Here is a 13,977-nt window from a genome sequence, read left to right on the forward strand (position 1 = left end):
TCATAGTTCAGATGAGTTCGGATGGATCGACCGGCACACCGTCCGAGTCGGGCGGCCGAGTGGGTGGACGGTCGAGCCGCCCCAGGCCTACCCGTGCACGACCCACCCGACAGCGACCGGCCCGTACGGTCGCGCTGCCGACTCTGCTCGCCGCGGCGGTGGAAAAGAACCCGGACGGTATAGCGGTGGAGTGCGGCACCCGGTCGCTCACCTATCGGGAGATCGACTCCCGGTCGTCCAGGCTGGCCCGGCTGCTCATCGAACGCGGGGTCGGCCCCGAGGATTTCGTGGCACTGGCACTGACCCGTTCGATCGAATCTGTCACGGCCGTGTGGGCCGTGGCGAAGACCGGTGCTGCATTCGTGCCCATCGACCCCAACTACCCAGCCGCCCGCATCACGCACATGGTGAACGACTCCGGCGTGCGAATGGGTGTCACTGCAACACAATTCGAAGAATCGATGCCGACGTCGGTGTCGTGGATCAGCCTCGACTCGTCCGACACCGAAGGCGCACTCCAGGGGTTGTCCGACGATCCCGTCGTGGCGGACGACCGACGGGCACCGATTCGCCCGTCCACGCTCGCGTACGTCATCTACACCTCCGGCTCGACCGGTCTGCCGAAGGGCGTCGCCGTCTCCCACGCCGGGCTGGCACCGCTGACCTCCACTCAGGTCGAGATCTACGGGCTGGACTCCGATTCGCGCACACTGCATTTCGCGTCCCCCAGCTTCGATGCGTCCGTGCTGGAGCTACTGATGGCTGTGGGCGCAGGTTCGACGATGGTCATCGTCCCGCCCGGCGTCTACGGCGGTTCCGATCTGGGTGACATGCTCCGCAGCCACCGCGTCAGCCATGCGTTCATCACCCCGGCGGCGCTGGCCTCACTCGATCCGGCAGAGGTGCCCGACATGCGAGTGCTCGCGATCGGCGGCGAGGCCTTCACCTCGGAACTGATGTCGAAGTGGGCACCGGGCAGACGTTTTCACAACGTCTACGGCCCCACCGAAGCGTCGATGGTGTGCAACATCTCGCCACCCTTGAACGCGGGCGAAGCCGTGCTGCTCGGGCCGTCCACCAAGGACATGGGCTACCACGTGCTCGACGACCGGTTGCGGCAGGTGCCCGCCGGGGTGCCGGGGGAGTTGTATCTGACCGGTGCCGGCCTTGCGCGGGGTTACCATCGACGCTTCGCGCTGACCGCTGCGCGTTTCGTCGCCAATCCGTATGCAGCCGAAGGAAACTCGGAACAGAGCCGACTGTACCGCACCGGTGACCTGGTGCGCTGGCGGGAAGTGGCGTCCGGACGGGCCATCGAATACCTGGGCCGCAACGACTTTCAGGTCCAGATCCGAGGCTTCAGAATCGAACTCGGTGAAATCGACGCCGTTCTCACAGCGCAGGACGGGGTCGATTTCGCGGTGACCCTCGGTCACCGCAGTCCCACCGGCGCAACCGTTCTCGCAGCGTACGTACTGCCGGTGGCAGGGACGGACGTCGATCTGGACCGGGTGCTGGACGAGGCCGGGCGGAGTCTGCCTGCGCACATGGTGCCCTCGGTGATCACACGGATCGATTCGATCCCGCTGACTCCCACCGGCAAGCTGGACCGAGACGCACTGCCGGAACCGGTGTTCGAGGCCGCGGAGTTCCGGTCCCCGTCGACCACTACCGAACATGTGGTGGCCGATATCTTCGTCGAGCTGCTCGGGGTCGAACGGGTCGGCCTGGACGACGACTTCTTCGCACTCGGGGGCAACTCCCTGATCGCCACACAGCTTGCGGCTCGATTGGGTTCGGCTCTGGGCGTTCATGTTCCGGCGCGCTCGGTGTTCGAGTCCTCCACCGTCGAGGCCTTGGCGCAGGCCGCTGATTCGGCGGACGGTCCGGTTCGAGCTGCGCTCGACACGTCGAGGCAGCGGCCCGAGCGCATCCCGCTCTCGTCCGCACAGCAGCGAATGTGGTTTCTCAACCGCCTCGACACCGACTCCGCCCTCAACAACGTGCCGGTCGCTCTGTTGCTCCGCGGAGAACTCGATGTCGACGCGCTGCAGGCTGCCGTCGGGGACGTGGTCGGTCGACACGAATCGTTGCGCACCGTGTACCCGGAGATCGACGGTGTCGGGTATCAACAGGTGCGGGACGAGGCCGAGACGCACGTCGGGATGGACGTGGTCCGCATCGCTCGTGACGACGCGCTCGCTGCGGTCACACAGTTCTTCACCCGCGGATTCGACGTCACCGTCGAGATCCCGTTTCGTGTCCGGCTGTTCCACATCACGGACCCCGCCGGTGCAGCACCGGAGTACGTGCTGGCCTTCGTTGCCCACCACATCTCGGCGGACGGGCTCTCGATGGACCCGCTGTCCCGCGACGTCATGACTGCGTACCTCGCGTGGCACGGCGGATCGGCACCGCAGTGGGCACCGCTGCCGGTCCAGTACGTCGACTACACACTCTGGCAACTCGACATGCTCGGCTCCGAATCGGACCCGAAGTCGTTGGCCCGCAAGCAGATCGACTATTGGCGTCGCACGCTCGACGGCCTCCCCGAGCAGTTGGATCTGCCCTCCGACCGGCCGCGCCCGCGGGTCGCATCGGGACAGGGGGCGGTGACGGCGTTCGAGATCGACGCTGCACTGCACGCCCGTGTACTCGAGTGTGCACGCGCGCACGACGCCACCGCGTTCATGGTGGTGCACGCAGCGTTGGCGGTGCTGCTGGCGACGTTGTCCGGGACGTCCGACATCGCCGTGGGAGCACCGGTGGGTGGTCGCGGCGACGCACGGTTGGACGACCTGGTGGGCATGTTCGTCAACACGGTGGTCCTGCGAACGCAGATCGCTCGAGACGCCTCGTTCGGTGCGGTACTCGATGCCGTACGTACGTCCGACCTGGAGGCATTCGACAATGTGGACGTACCCTTCGAGCGTCTCGTCGAGGTACTCGATCCGGTGCGTTCGCAAGGGCGGCACCCGCTGGTCCAGGTAGCGCTGTTCTTCCAGAACTTCTCCCAGGGATCGTTCGAGCTCCCCGATCTGGGCGTCGAGGCATTCGGGTCCGGGGCGGCGTCGGCAAAGTTCGATCTCCAGGTGACGCTCACCGAACTCGGAGACGGCGCAGGTCTGGCCGGCGAGCTGATGTACGCGACGGATCTGTTCGACGAGTCGACGGTGGCGTCGTTCGGGCGACGGTTGGTGGCTGTACTCGAGGCGGTGACCGCTCGTCCGGATGTCGTGGTCGGTGATATCGACGTTCTCGATTCGGCCGAGCGTGAACGAATCATGGTGCGCGGCAATGGCGACGAGGTGGCCATCGAATCCGCCGAGGTGTTGTTGGACGGCTTCGATCGCGTGGTGGCCGACACGCCCGACGCGGTTGCGATGGTGTTCGGCGAACGGTCGCTGACGTATCGGGAATTCTCGGCTCGGGTGGACGCGACTGCGCAGCTGTTGCAGGCGCACGGTGCCGGGCCCGGTGTTCTGGTGGGGCTCGCGATGCGGCGGTCCGTCGAGTTGGTCGTCGGCATGTATGCGGTGCTGCGATCGGGCGCGGCGTACGTTCCGGTGGACCCGGATCAGCCGACCGAACGTAACGACTACATTCTCGACACGGCCGCTCCGGTGGTCGTGTTGTCCACGGCCAGAGATGGTTTCGTCACGGCGACCGCTGTTCCGGTCGTCGACATCACCGATCCACCGGAGCCGGCCGGGTCGGTGGTATTTCCGCGTGCCTCCGGGGACGACCTGGCGTACGTGTTGTTCACGTCCGGGTCGACCGGTCGCCCGAAGGGCGTGGCGATCGAACACCGGGCCATCGTCAACCAGATGGCCTGGATGGCGCAGGAATACGGCCTCGATGCGTCGGATGTGTACCTGCAGAAGACGGCGACGACGTTCGACGTCTCGCTGTGGGGTTTCTTCCTGCCGCTGCGAACCGGCGGTCGGTTGATCGTTGCTGCCCCGGGCGCGCAGCGTGACGTCGAGGCGGTCGCCGCCGATATCGCGCGGCACGGGGTGACCGTGACGGACTTCGTGCCGTCGATGCTGACGGTGTTCGTCGAAGCGGTGTCGGCGCAGTCGATCGCGTCGCTGCGTCATGTTTTCGTCATCGGTGAGGCGCTGCCCGCGGGTACCGTCGATGCCTGGCGGGCAGTGTCGGATGCGCGGGTGCACAACCTGTACGGGCCTACCGAGGCGGCGGTCAGCGTCACTTATCGCGATGTCTCCGAGGACGGGGCGGGGTCCGGATCGGTGTCCATCGGTGTGCCCGAGTGGAACACCTCGGTGCACGTGCTGGATTCGCGTCTGCATCCGGTACCGGCGGGCGTTCCGGGGGAGTTGTACTTGGCGGGTGTGCAGTTGGCGCGGGGTTACGTTGCGCGGGCGGACCTGTCGGCGGAGCGGTTCGTGGCGAACCCGTTCGACGGCGTGGGGACGCGGATGTACCGGACCGGTGATCTGGTGCGGTGGTCGATGGATGCCGATCGGCTCGAGTACATCGGTCGCACCGATTTTCAGGTCAAGTTCCGTGGGCAGCGAATCGAGTTGGGAGAGATCGAGACTGCGCTGACGGCGCGGTCGTCGGTGAGTCAGGCTGTCGTCGTGGTGTCGCACTCGGCGGTCGGTGAGTCGTTGGTGGCGTACCTGGTTCCTACACCCGGTACCGACATCGATGTCGAGCTCGTTCGGGCGGAGGCAATTTCTGCGCTGCCGTCCTACATGGTTCCGTCGGCCTTCGTGGTGCTCGACGCTCTACCGCTCAACGCTGCGGGAAAGCTGGATCGTCGGGCGCTGCCGAGTCCGGAGTTCGAGACCCGCGAGTTCAGGTCGCCGCAGACACCGGTGGAGGAAGCTGTTGCCGGTGTGTTCGCGGACGTTCTGGGAGTCGAACGCGTGGGACTCGACGACGACTTCTTCTCGCTCGGCGGCAACTCGCTACTGGCCGTCAAGTTGGTCTCCGCGCTGAAGGGGGCCCTCGGTGGTCGGCCTGTTCCTCTGAACTGGTTGTTCGTGGACGCGTCCGTTGCCTCCCTTGCGGCACGGATCACTGCTGCCACGGCATCGGGAGTCGACGGAGCGGAAGCAAGCGGGCTCGAGGTCCTGATACCTCTACGGGTAGGTGGTTCTTCGGCCCCGCTGTTCTGTATCCACCCCATCGTGGGTCTGTCCTGGGCCTTCGGTGCCCTGGCGTCACACATCGGCGACGACCGTCCGATCTACGGATTGCAGTCGCCCGCGCTGTCCGGTGCAGAACCTGTGCCGCAGTCGATAGAACAGTGGGCTGCGGTATTCGTGGACAAGATTCGCGCCGTGCAACCGTCGGGCCCGTATCACTTGCTGGGGTGGTCCATGGGCGGACTGATCGCGCATGCGATGGCCGTGCAACTGCAACGTGAGGGCCACGAGGTCTCGACGTTGGCCATGATGGACTCGTTCGTTGCGGGTGGGTCGGACCACCTCGTCGACAGGCCGGTATCGGCGGACGAGATTCTCGGCGGGCTGGGTGTCGGTGCGGACAACCACCTCGAGATCGGTGAACTCACGGTCGACTCCGTGGCCGAACTGTTGAAGTCGATGCCGGCACCTTTCGACTCGATTTCCCGCGAACGGGTCGCCGGGATACTCGACGGGATCGCACAATCGGCAGAGCTCATCGAAACCTATGTGCCACAGACCTTCACAGGACGGGCGCTGCTGTTCGCATCGGTCACCGACGATCCCACGGGCAACGTGGCGGCGGCGACATGGCGCGGTGCGCTGAGCGAGGGCATGACGGTCGTCCCGGTCCATTCGACGCACTGGCAGATGGCGTCGTCGCCGGCATCGACCGAGATCGGGCCCGTGCTGGACGCGGAATTGCACCGGTAGTCCGTTCGGCAACGACGAAGGCCTCACGACACCGTGTCGTGAGGCCTTCGTCGTTGAGTGTGGAGAATGTTCAGCAGGGTGCGGGCGTGGTGGTTGCGTAATCGGGATCGAGTGCGGTCTTCACCATGTACAGGGGAGCGGGATCGGCGACGAGACCGACGTGGGACGTCGTCGCCGTGGGGCACACGTCCTGAACCCAGACGTTGTGCACCATCGCAGGGTCGCCGGACTTGAGGAAGGTGTTCGCGGGCGGTGTCGAGACGGTGTCGTTGCGCGTGGCGATGACGGTGTACTCGACCCCTGGTTCGACGTCTCCGCCTTCGTTCAAGCTCGTCAGCGTCGTCGAGCCGACGAGTTGCTGGGCACCCGCCATGTTGTATGTCAGGGGGGTGAGTGCGTCGCCGGGCAGGCCGAGAGAGGTGAGCAGTTCGGAGAGCTGCTGCAAACCACCGAAGGTCGTGCCGTGGTTGGTGGCACCCAGTGTGACCAGTGTGTGCACCTTGTTGCGGGCGGGGTCCTGCGCATCGGTGCCGCCATCGAACTTCATGTACTGCCGAGTGGCGGTGCCGCCCTGCGAATGGCCGACCATGTCGACTTGCTCGGCACCGGTCGCCGCGAGTACTTCGTCGACGAAACGGCCGATCTGACGGCCCGACTCAGCGATGTCGCCGGAGCCCCAGATGGTCGTGCCCGGGTCGAGCAGCAGCGATACTCCGCCGTAGTTGGGTGCGAAGACGCAGTAGCCCTCGCTCTTCAGCTGCGGTGCCAGGATCTTCCACGTGGACGCATCCATCTTGGTTCCGTGGACGAGCACGACCGGACGGGGATGGGCCGCGCTGGGAACACAGCCGAAGTCGTTGGCACCCTCGAGCGTAGGAGTGGCAGAAACCGAGGTGCCGGTGGGCGAGGGCGCAGCGACCGCTGTGCCCGTCCCGGTGAAGGACAGGGCACCGGCCACCGCGACAGCAATCGCCGTGGGCAATACTCTCGTGAACCTCTTCGGCATGGCCTCTATCTCGTCCGGGGCGTGGGAATCCGCCGCTGTCACCTGCATCTGCGTCACCGACCGTAACAGCCGGACACACAGGCGTAACAGGCGTGCAGGTCAAGGGTGCCGGTCGGGCAGGCCGGTCGGCGAGCCCGTGTGGTGGACATCACCAACCGATGGCTCCGTATCTGATTCCTGCGCGAAGCTCGCCGACCCGGATGACGAACGCGCGCAGCCAATGGCCGCGTGACATCCTGGTCAGCGACGTCGGCAGCAGGGGATTGCGCAGCAGCAGCGCCATCCACCAGGACGCGACTCGGCGCACTTTCAGTGCCGGGCACCCCTGAGGCCGGTAGATTCCGCGAAGCTTGGCGAAGCCGAACCCGAGGCGAAACGACTGGCGCAGGAGAGGGCGTAGCTCGTCACGCAGTCGATACGCCACCACTGCCTCGGTACTGAACCCCAAGGTGTAACCCGCCAGTTGCGCGCGCCAACTGAACTCGACATCCTGGCTCGCTCGGTAGCGGTTGTCCATGCCGCCGAGATCGCTGTACACCGATGCCCAGCAGGCCATACTCGCGCCGATCGCGAACGGCAGGAAGTCGGTGCGGCCCTGGTTCTCCGGCGCTGTCGTGGGAGTCCAAGACAGCGCCCGGACGCTGTTCAGCGTGTCGGTTTCGACCGCAGTACCGACAACATCGAACGACGACGCCTCCTGTACGAGCGTGGTGAGCCACGACGAGTGCACGACATCGTCCGAGTCGCAGAACGCCAACAGATCGCCGGACGCCTCCCGGGCGCCGCAGTTGCGTGCGTAACCCGCTCCGGTCTCGCGGGAAGCATCGACCGACCTGAGCCGCAGCCGCTCTCGCAAAGGATGAGTGAGTACGTATTCGCCGAGGTCCCCGTCTCGCGTGTTGTCCGCAACGAGCACCTCGAACGGAAACCCGACATCCTGATCGGCCAGAGCCTGCAACTGTGCGTCCAAGTGCGGATCGAGGCCGCCGACAGGAATGATCACCGATACCGACGGATGCTCAGGTCGTGCCCGGTCGACCACAACGAATCCCCCAACGTAGAAATGTCGGTCCGGACTACGCGATCAGCCCGACGCAGATGCCTTCTTGTACCCCCGGATCGCAGGGTAGAGGAAGATCACGACCATTCCCAGAGACCACGCGAGAGTTTGGAGAATCGGAGTCATGACGGGCCCTCCGAGTGCCAGCGCGCGCATCGCGGAGACCGCAACCGACATCGGCTGCGCTGCAACCACCGGCTGCAGCCAGAGCGGATACGCGAGGACGGGGACGAATCCCGAATTGAAGAACATCAACAACGTGCAGAAGATCGACACCACTTCGACCAGTGGTGCGTCGCCGGCCACCGTGGCGAGGAACGTGACCATGACTGCGAACCCGATACCGAACACGACAGGAATCAGGAGCAACAGGATGCCGGCCTGAATTCCCTGGGTGAACCTGAACCCCAGCGCTACACCGGCACAGATGATGACCACGGTGGTCACGAGCACCCGAACTGCTTCGGCGATCATCCTGCCCAGTAGGCCGGCCGCACGGTGAGTGGGCGTTGTCCAGAACCGAGCCAACAGACCCGACTTTCGTTCGCCCTTGAGGCCGACGGCGCTGACGATGGACCCGAACATGGCTCCGACCAGGGCGATCATCGGCACCTGGCCGTAGATCGCCGGCGATCCGGTGGCCGCGGAAATCGAGTTCCCGAGCACTACACGGAACATGACCAGCATCAACGCGGGGTACAGCAACGCCTGAATCATCGTCGACGGATCGCGCATCCATCGCATCAGAAGTCGTTTGGCCTGGATCAGGCTGTGTGTCCCGAGCGCACGAATCGACCCTTCTCGCAGGGCCATGTTGGGTTCGGGAAAGGTCAGGTTGGATACGCGTGCAGCGTTCACCGACGCTTCTGTCATCGTCATCTCGGACTCGTCATTCTGGTCTCGAGCTCGCCCAGATGGCGAGCGGGACGAAGAACAGGAGCAGGCCGGCCACCCAGGCGAGGGATGGCCACAACACCTGGAAGCTGACTCCGCCCTCGGCCATGTCGCGCATAGCGAACGAGAACTGCGAAATCGGTTGATTGCGAACGAACGGTCGGATGAGTTCCGGGAAGCCGCTTTCGGGAACGAATCCGCACGAGGCCATGCCGAGGATGAGCTGGGGCAGGGTCAACACCTGGCTGGTCGCTTCGGGGCTCTTCGACAGCGTTCCGATTGCGTCGGCACCGATCGACAACGTGGTGCTGATCAGCATGGCGAGCGCGCAGAACAACAGGGCCTGACCGAATCCTGCGGAGAAGCGAAAGCCGATGACGTAGCCGAAACCGAGTGCGGATACGAGCGATACCAGTGAACGGACGACACCGCTCGAGATTCGCGACACCAGCGGGACGCCGCGTACGACGGGCATCGTCTTCAACCGAGAGTTGAGTCCACTCATCGCCTCAGTCGATGCCCTCTGCGCGGCGGAGATGGCGGTGAACGCCATTGCCTGCAGCACGATGATCGGCATCAGAAACTGTGCGTAGTCGATGCCCTGCAGGCCCATCACGAACTTGAGCGGAAGGTAGAAGCCGATGGTGAAGATCAGCGGAGCGATGACCGCGATCAGCAGCTCACCCTGGGTGAGCATCGTCCACAGTGCACGCCCGGTCAGTGCCTGCCACTGCACGAAGCCGGATGGCCGCGTTCGTGACCGGCGTTTGGGCTGCTGCGTCGTCGACCCGGTGGTTGTCCGAGGAGCGGTGACCGCACGCGTATTCGAGACGGCTCGCGTCGTGGCCGTCACGGGGTGGGGCTCGCTTGCGAATGGCCGGTGAGGGTGAGGAAGACGTCGTCGAGCGAGGGGCGGCGCAACGCGATGTCGGCCAGCACGATGCCACGGGCGTCGATACGGCGGAGGATCTCGGACAAGGTTGCGGCACCGTCGGGGGCAGGCACGGACAGGCGGTCGGATGCGGCAGTGATCTCGGCGTGCACCGCCGGAGGCACCATCTCACCCAGCGCCTCGGCCGCTGCTCGTAGCTGACCCGGATCGAGAGGCACCACTTCGCAGTAGCTACCGCCGGTCATGGCCTTGAGCTGATCCGACGTACCTTCGGCGATAACTGTGCCCTTGTCGATGACGATGATGTTGTCGCTCAGTACGTCTGCCTCTTCGAGATATTGCGTCGTCAGCAACACGGTGATGCCCTGCGCCTTCAGTGCCTCGACCAACGACCACACACCCTGTCGGCTCCGAGGGTCGAGTCCGGTGGTCGGCTCGTCCAGGAACACGACTTCGGGACGCACGACCAGGCCACATGCGATGTCGATACGACGGCGCATGCCGCCGGAGTAGCCGCGGACCGGACGCTTGCCGGTATCGGACAGGTCGAATTCGTCGAGCAGGGCCTTGGCGCGAGCCTTGGCAGCCTTCTTGTCCAGACCCATGAGGCGGCCGAACAATTCGATGTTCTCGCGCCCCGAAAGAGTGTCGTCGAGGGCGGCGTACTGACCCGTCATCATGATCGATCGCCGCACCGCGGGAGCGTCGGCAGCAACATCGTGGCCGGCGACGAAGGCTCGGCCGCTGTCGGGCGCGATCAGCGTCGACAGCACTTTGACAGTCGTGGTCTTGCCCGCACCGTTGGGGCCGAGGATGCCGAGTACGGTTCCCCGCTCGGCCGAGAAGCTGATGCCGCGCAGCGCATGCACATCGCCGAAGGACTTGTGTACGTCCTCCACGTGTACGGCTGCGTGCTGAGCTGACGACATCGGATCTCCGAGCTGTGGGGTGAATGGGGCCGGGGCAGTGCCGGGGCCCGTGGAGGGGAGGGCCACTACTTGATACGGGAACTGCCGGGAAATGTTACCTGTGGATTGCAGTCGCAGATGTTCTGCCGTCAGCCCCAATCGATATCGATACTGTCCTCGACGTCCAGCTTTCGGCACAGGGATCGCAGTCCGCTGTAGTCCTGAACCAGCGCTCGACGGCTCTTGTCGGCCTCGACGTCGGCGATCATGGCCTCGGCTCCGCGGACACCTTCGAGTTCGAGAATGCGCGCCCACGTCGAGAAGTCGCTGCTCGAGAACGCATCCATGCCGTCGACGAGACCGTCTAGAAACTTCTGTCGATCGTTGGATCCGAGCCTGTCGAAGACGATCGCCGCCATGTCGTCGGCAATCGATGCGTGGCAGTACTCGTCGCGATTGTGGAGCTTGACCGTCGCCCGATTGATCGGCTGAATGACGTCGTCGTCCTCGATCAGATCGAGGTACGACGTGATGGAGATCTCTGCGACCGTCATGAAGGCGAGCGAGCTGATCGCCGCAGACCACGGGTCGTCGCTCTTCGCCTGAGCGGTCCGCTGGCGACGGACGGTGGAACTGAACGGCAGGGATCGTTCGGACAACGCCCAACCGCGACCGCGACGGGTCGCCGCACTGGCGTTGAGGTGCATCAGCGTGTGGTACTGCTCGTCCACCATGGCCTGAGTCACCGCGACCGCGAGGGTGTCGCCCATCCCGGTCTCGAACACATCCTGGGCGAGCAGCGAAAATCCCGGGTGAACGACGTGCTGCTCGACATCCATCACGTTCTTGTTGAACGCGATCCAGCCCCAGGCCCGCAGCCGATCCTGCTGTTCCGGTTCGGCACCGAGGAATGTGTCGTGTTCTCCGAACGGGATCAAGGCGTCGGGAAAATCTCGCTTGGTCGTGTCGAACAAATCGTCCAACTGGGGTTCGGGCTTCTTGACGGTGGCACGCTGCGACCAGTTCTTCGCCAACCGCGCTACGACCGCGCTCTCGACGACATCGTGGGGGTCGTGCTCCGGCAAGGTCGGCTGTTCCAACATCGTGTGCCCCGCCTCCGCGTCCGGACCGGCGATCACGAATTGTCGCCGGAACCTCGAACGATACCGAACAACTCGGCACAGACGGATCGATAGCGATCGGCGGAGCTGCCGAGGGCGCTGCCTGCTCGGTTCATCAGTTCGGCGAACTCGGACTCCGAGCCGGATTCGACGGTCTCGCCGAGCAGTTGCGTCGCGCGGCGCAACGCCGCCCGCGCGTCGGCGGCGTGTGGGTTACCTGCCTGAACGTCCCAGTACACCTCGGGCTCTCCACCGGTGATGCGTGCGAGGACGGAGAGCATCGTCGTGTGGGGGGGAGGAGCGACGGCGTCGATGTCGGCGAACGGCAGATCTAGCTCGGCCAGGGCGAGCCCGAACGCGAGAACACTGGCGTGAGTGAGCGCTTGGGTCGCCGCAGCGAGTCGGTCGTGACGCTCGGCGTCGAGGAGAACGGTCCGGCCACCCCAGTGCTGCAGTCTGTCGACGAACGCGTCGGCCGAGGTGCCGGGTCGGTGCACGACGACGGCAACGGGGCGTCCGTTCATGCCCAGGGACGGTGCGAACATCGGGTTGATGCCCAGCGTCGGGCCGAGGTGTCCGCCGCGGCCGGCGTACTGCGAGTAGCCGGACTTGACCGACAACGTCTCCACCAGCAGTGCGTCGGGGCGTACCGCGCTCAGATCGGCCGACAGTGCCACGGACTCGGGCACAGCGAGCACGATCGTCGACGCAGTCGACAATGCAGCTGTGACGCGGTGGTCGGGTGCGGTGATGTCGCCGACGAGCGTCGCGGCGTCGACCGATGTCGAAGCGGCTCGAGCGTCGACGACGGTGACCTGCACGCCGTCGCCGCGCAGGAGATCGACCAGTAGCCGGCCGACGGCTCCGGAGCCCCCGACCACCACTACCGAATTCTGCTGCTCCGACCGCGTCACCGTGTCCATCGGTCGAGTATGTCAACGAGAGGCTGCAGATACCCAGATCGTGATGTCGGCGTGCACCACCTCGACGCCCGCGGTGTCACGGATGGCAACCGGCACGACGATCTCGCATCCGTCGGTGATGGTCGCGAAATCGGGAATGGTCTCCAGTTCTGCCACCGCGCGCAGTGACGTGGTCGCCTTCGTCAGGTACTGGACGGTCATCGACTTGGGGATCCAGCGGTGCGACGTCGGAACGGTGGCCTCGGCGAGCATCCCCATCGCAACCTCGGCGAGGTTGCACGCGGCGATCGCGTGGAACGTGCCGAGGTGGTTGCGGATCCCCAGCCATTTCGGGGCCGTGACCTCGCAGCGCCCCGGTTCCAGCGCAACCACCCGTGGCAGCACGGACGCGAAGTAGGGCACCCGAAGACACATGCCGATGGAGAACACGGTGGATCCGATAGTGTTGTTCGGGAGCTTCGACCAGGCTCGATACGTGGCCCCGGTGGTGGTTGCGACTGTGTTCATGGGCTTACCTTACTGCTGAGTAAGGTCGTGCGGAGCGTATGGATCGACCCCGAGTTGATCTGTCGCGCACACTGCGGCATACTGGTCGGGTTGCCTGGACACGGGACGCGCTTGCGTGCGGCCTGAACCAGGTGAGTCGATCGAGAGATCGGCTGAGCAGAACATGAGACCAGCGCTCCACGTGAGCGCGTCCGGACCACCAGCTCGATCGGTGTGGGTTTCCTCCCTCGGATGGTTGAAGCGAAAGTTTCAGCGCAGAAGAATGAGCGGAATCGCGACACGCCCGACCGCGTGGACCGGAGAACCATGACAGATGAAGAGCGGCAACGGATACAGGTCACGCCTGGTCGTCAACGTTTTTCACTGTCGTGTGTGCACGAAGGCAGTTCGAGTCGGAGGGATTCCCCCGGCTCGGGGACTGTGCAGACGAGGTGGAGCAGGCCGAACGGCCCGTTCTACGACCAAGCGGCAAGAAAAGGACACTAAGCGTGGCGGGACAAAAGATCCGCATCAGGCTCAAGGCCTACGACCATGAGGCGATCGACGCGTCAGCGCGCAAGATCGTCGAAACGGTCACCCGTACGGGTGCCCGCGTCGTCGGACCGGTGCCGTTGCCGACAGAAAAGAACGTGTACTGCGTCATCCGTTCGCCGCACAAGTACAAGGACTCGCGCGAACACTTCGAGATGCGTACTCACAAGCGGCTCATTGACATCCTCGACCCGACACCGAAGACGGTGGACGCGCTCATGCGCATCGACCTCCCGGCCAGTGTCGACGTCAACATCCAGTGAGC

At 64.9% G+C, this 13,977-nt stretch carries 10 protein-coding genes; 2 read left to right on the forward strand and 8 right to left on the reverse strand.

Features of this window, described 5'->3' with window-relative positions; all coding sequences use genetic code 11:
• The first annotated feature begins 11 nt into the window (after positions 1 to 11).
• The gene (locus K414_RS0112865) at positions 12 to 5,870 is read left to right on the forward strand and encodes a non-ribosomal peptide synthetase (protein WP_081701594.1); all 5,859 of its coding nucleotides are present in this window, start codon (positions 12 to 14) and stop codon (positions 5,868 to 5,870) included.
• 70 nt (positions 5,871 to 5,940) lie between these two features.
• Here K414_RS0112865 and K414_RS0112870 read toward each other — a convergent pair whose 3' ends face one another.
• The 8 genes from K414_RS0112870 to K414_RS0112905 form a co-directional block, all read right to left on the reverse strand.
• Positions 5,941 to 6,924, reverse strand: coding sequence for an alpha/beta fold hydrolase (locus K414_RS0112870; RefSeq protein WP_237606181.1), 984 nt, complete (start codon positions 6,922 to 6,924; stop codon positions 5,941 to 5,943).
• A gap of 100 nt (positions 6,925 to 7,024) precedes the next feature.
• Positions 7,025 to 7,879, reverse strand: coding sequence for a glycosyltransferase (locus K414_RS26920; protein WP_161631803.1), 855 nt, complete (start codon positions 7,877 to 7,879; stop codon positions 7,025 to 7,027).
• 81 nt (positions 7,880 to 7,960) lie between these two features.
• Positions 7,961 to 8,815: an ABC transporter permease gene (locus K414_RS0112880; RefSeq protein WP_027496303.1), complete on the reverse strand. Its 855-nt coding sequence runs from the start codon at positions 8,813 to 8,815 to the stop codon at positions 7,961 to 7,963.
• 10 nt (positions 8,816 to 8,825) lie between these two features.
• The gene (locus K414_RS0112885) at positions 8,826 to 9,683 is read right to left on the reverse strand and encodes an ABC transporter permease (RefSeq protein WP_027496304.1); all 858 of its coding nucleotides are present in this window, start codon (positions 9,681 to 9,683) and stop codon (positions 8,826 to 8,828) included.
• On the reverse strand, positions 9,680 to 10,651 hold the full coding sequence (locus K414_RS0112890) for a daunorubicin resistance protein DrrA family ABC transporter ATP-binding protein (RefSeq protein ID WP_027496305.1): 972 nt from the start codon (positions 10,649 to 10,651) through the stop codon (positions 9,680 to 9,682). The genes K414_RS0112885 and K414_RS0112890 overlap by 4 nt, the downstream gene beginning before the upstream one ends.
• Positions 10,652 to 10,779: 128 nt before the next feature.
• Positions 10,780 to 11,733 (reverse strand): diiron oxygenase, encoded by a 954-nt coding sequence (locus K414_RS0112895; RefSeq protein WP_027496306.1) that lies wholly within the window; start codon positions 11,731 to 11,733, stop codon positions 10,780 to 10,782.
• A 32-nt stretch (positions 11,734 to 11,765) separates the two neighbouring features.
• Entirely contained in the window at positions 11,766 to 12,674 is a 909-nt protein-coding gene (locus tag K414_RS0112900; RefSeq protein ID WP_027496307.1) for a prephenate dehydrogenase dimerization domain-containing protein, read from the reverse strand.
• A 12-nt stretch (positions 12,675 to 12,686) separates the two neighbouring features.
• Positions 12,687 to 13,181, reverse strand: coding sequence for a hotdog fold domain-containing protein (locus K414_RS0112905; protein ID WP_027496308.1), 495 nt, complete (start codon positions 13,179 to 13,181; stop codon positions 12,687 to 12,689).
• A gap of 488 nt (positions 13,182 to 13,669) precedes the next feature.
• Here K414_RS0112905 and rpsJ point away from each other — a divergent pair, with 488 nt between their 5' ends.
• Positions 13,670 to 13,975, forward strand: a complete 306-nt coding sequence (rpsJ, locus tag K414_RS0112910; RefSeq protein ID WP_003938093.1) for a 30S ribosomal protein S10 — start codon at positions 13,670 to 13,672, stop codon at positions 13,973 to 13,975.
• Positions 13,976 to 13,977 lie beyond the last annotated feature (2 nt).

The organism is Rhodococcus sp. JG-3, assembly GCF_000482405.1.
GTDB lineage: Bacteria > Actinomycetota > Actinomycetes > Mycobacteriales > Mycobacteriaceae > Rhodococcoides > Rhodococcoides fascians.

What these genes read in the sequence shown, in the direction of transcription:
- K414_RS0112865 (WP_081701594.1), top strand. Translation starts at nt 12, where the DNA reads ATGAGTTCGGATGGATCGACCGGCACACCGTCCGAGTCGGGCGGCCGA.
- K414_RS0112870 (WP_237606181.1), bottom strand. Translation starts at nt 6,924, where the DNA reads ATGCAGGTGACAGCGGCGGATTCCCACGCCCCGGACGAGATAGAGGCC.
- K414_RS0112880 (WP_027496303.1), bottom strand. Translation starts at nt 8,815, where the DNA reads ATGACGATGACAGAAGCGTCGGTGAACGCTGCACGCGTATCCAACCTG.
- K414_RS0112890 (WP_027496305.1), bottom strand. Translation starts at nt 10,651, where the DNA reads ATGTCGTCAGCTCAGCACGCAGCCGTACACGTGGAGGACGTACACAAG.
- K414_RS0112895 (WP_027496306.1), bottom strand. Translation starts at nt 11,733, where the DNA reads ATGTTGGAACAGCCGACCTTGCCGGAGCACGACCCCCACGATGTCGTC.
- K414_RS0112900 (WP_027496307.1), bottom strand. Translation starts at nt 12,674, where the DNA reads ATGGACACGGTGACGCGGTCGGAGCAGCAGAATTCGGTAGTGGTGGTC.
- K414_RS0112905 (WP_027496308.1), bottom strand. Translation starts at nt 13,181, where the DNA reads ATGAACACAGTCGCAACCACCACCGGGGCCACGTATCGAGCCTGGTCG.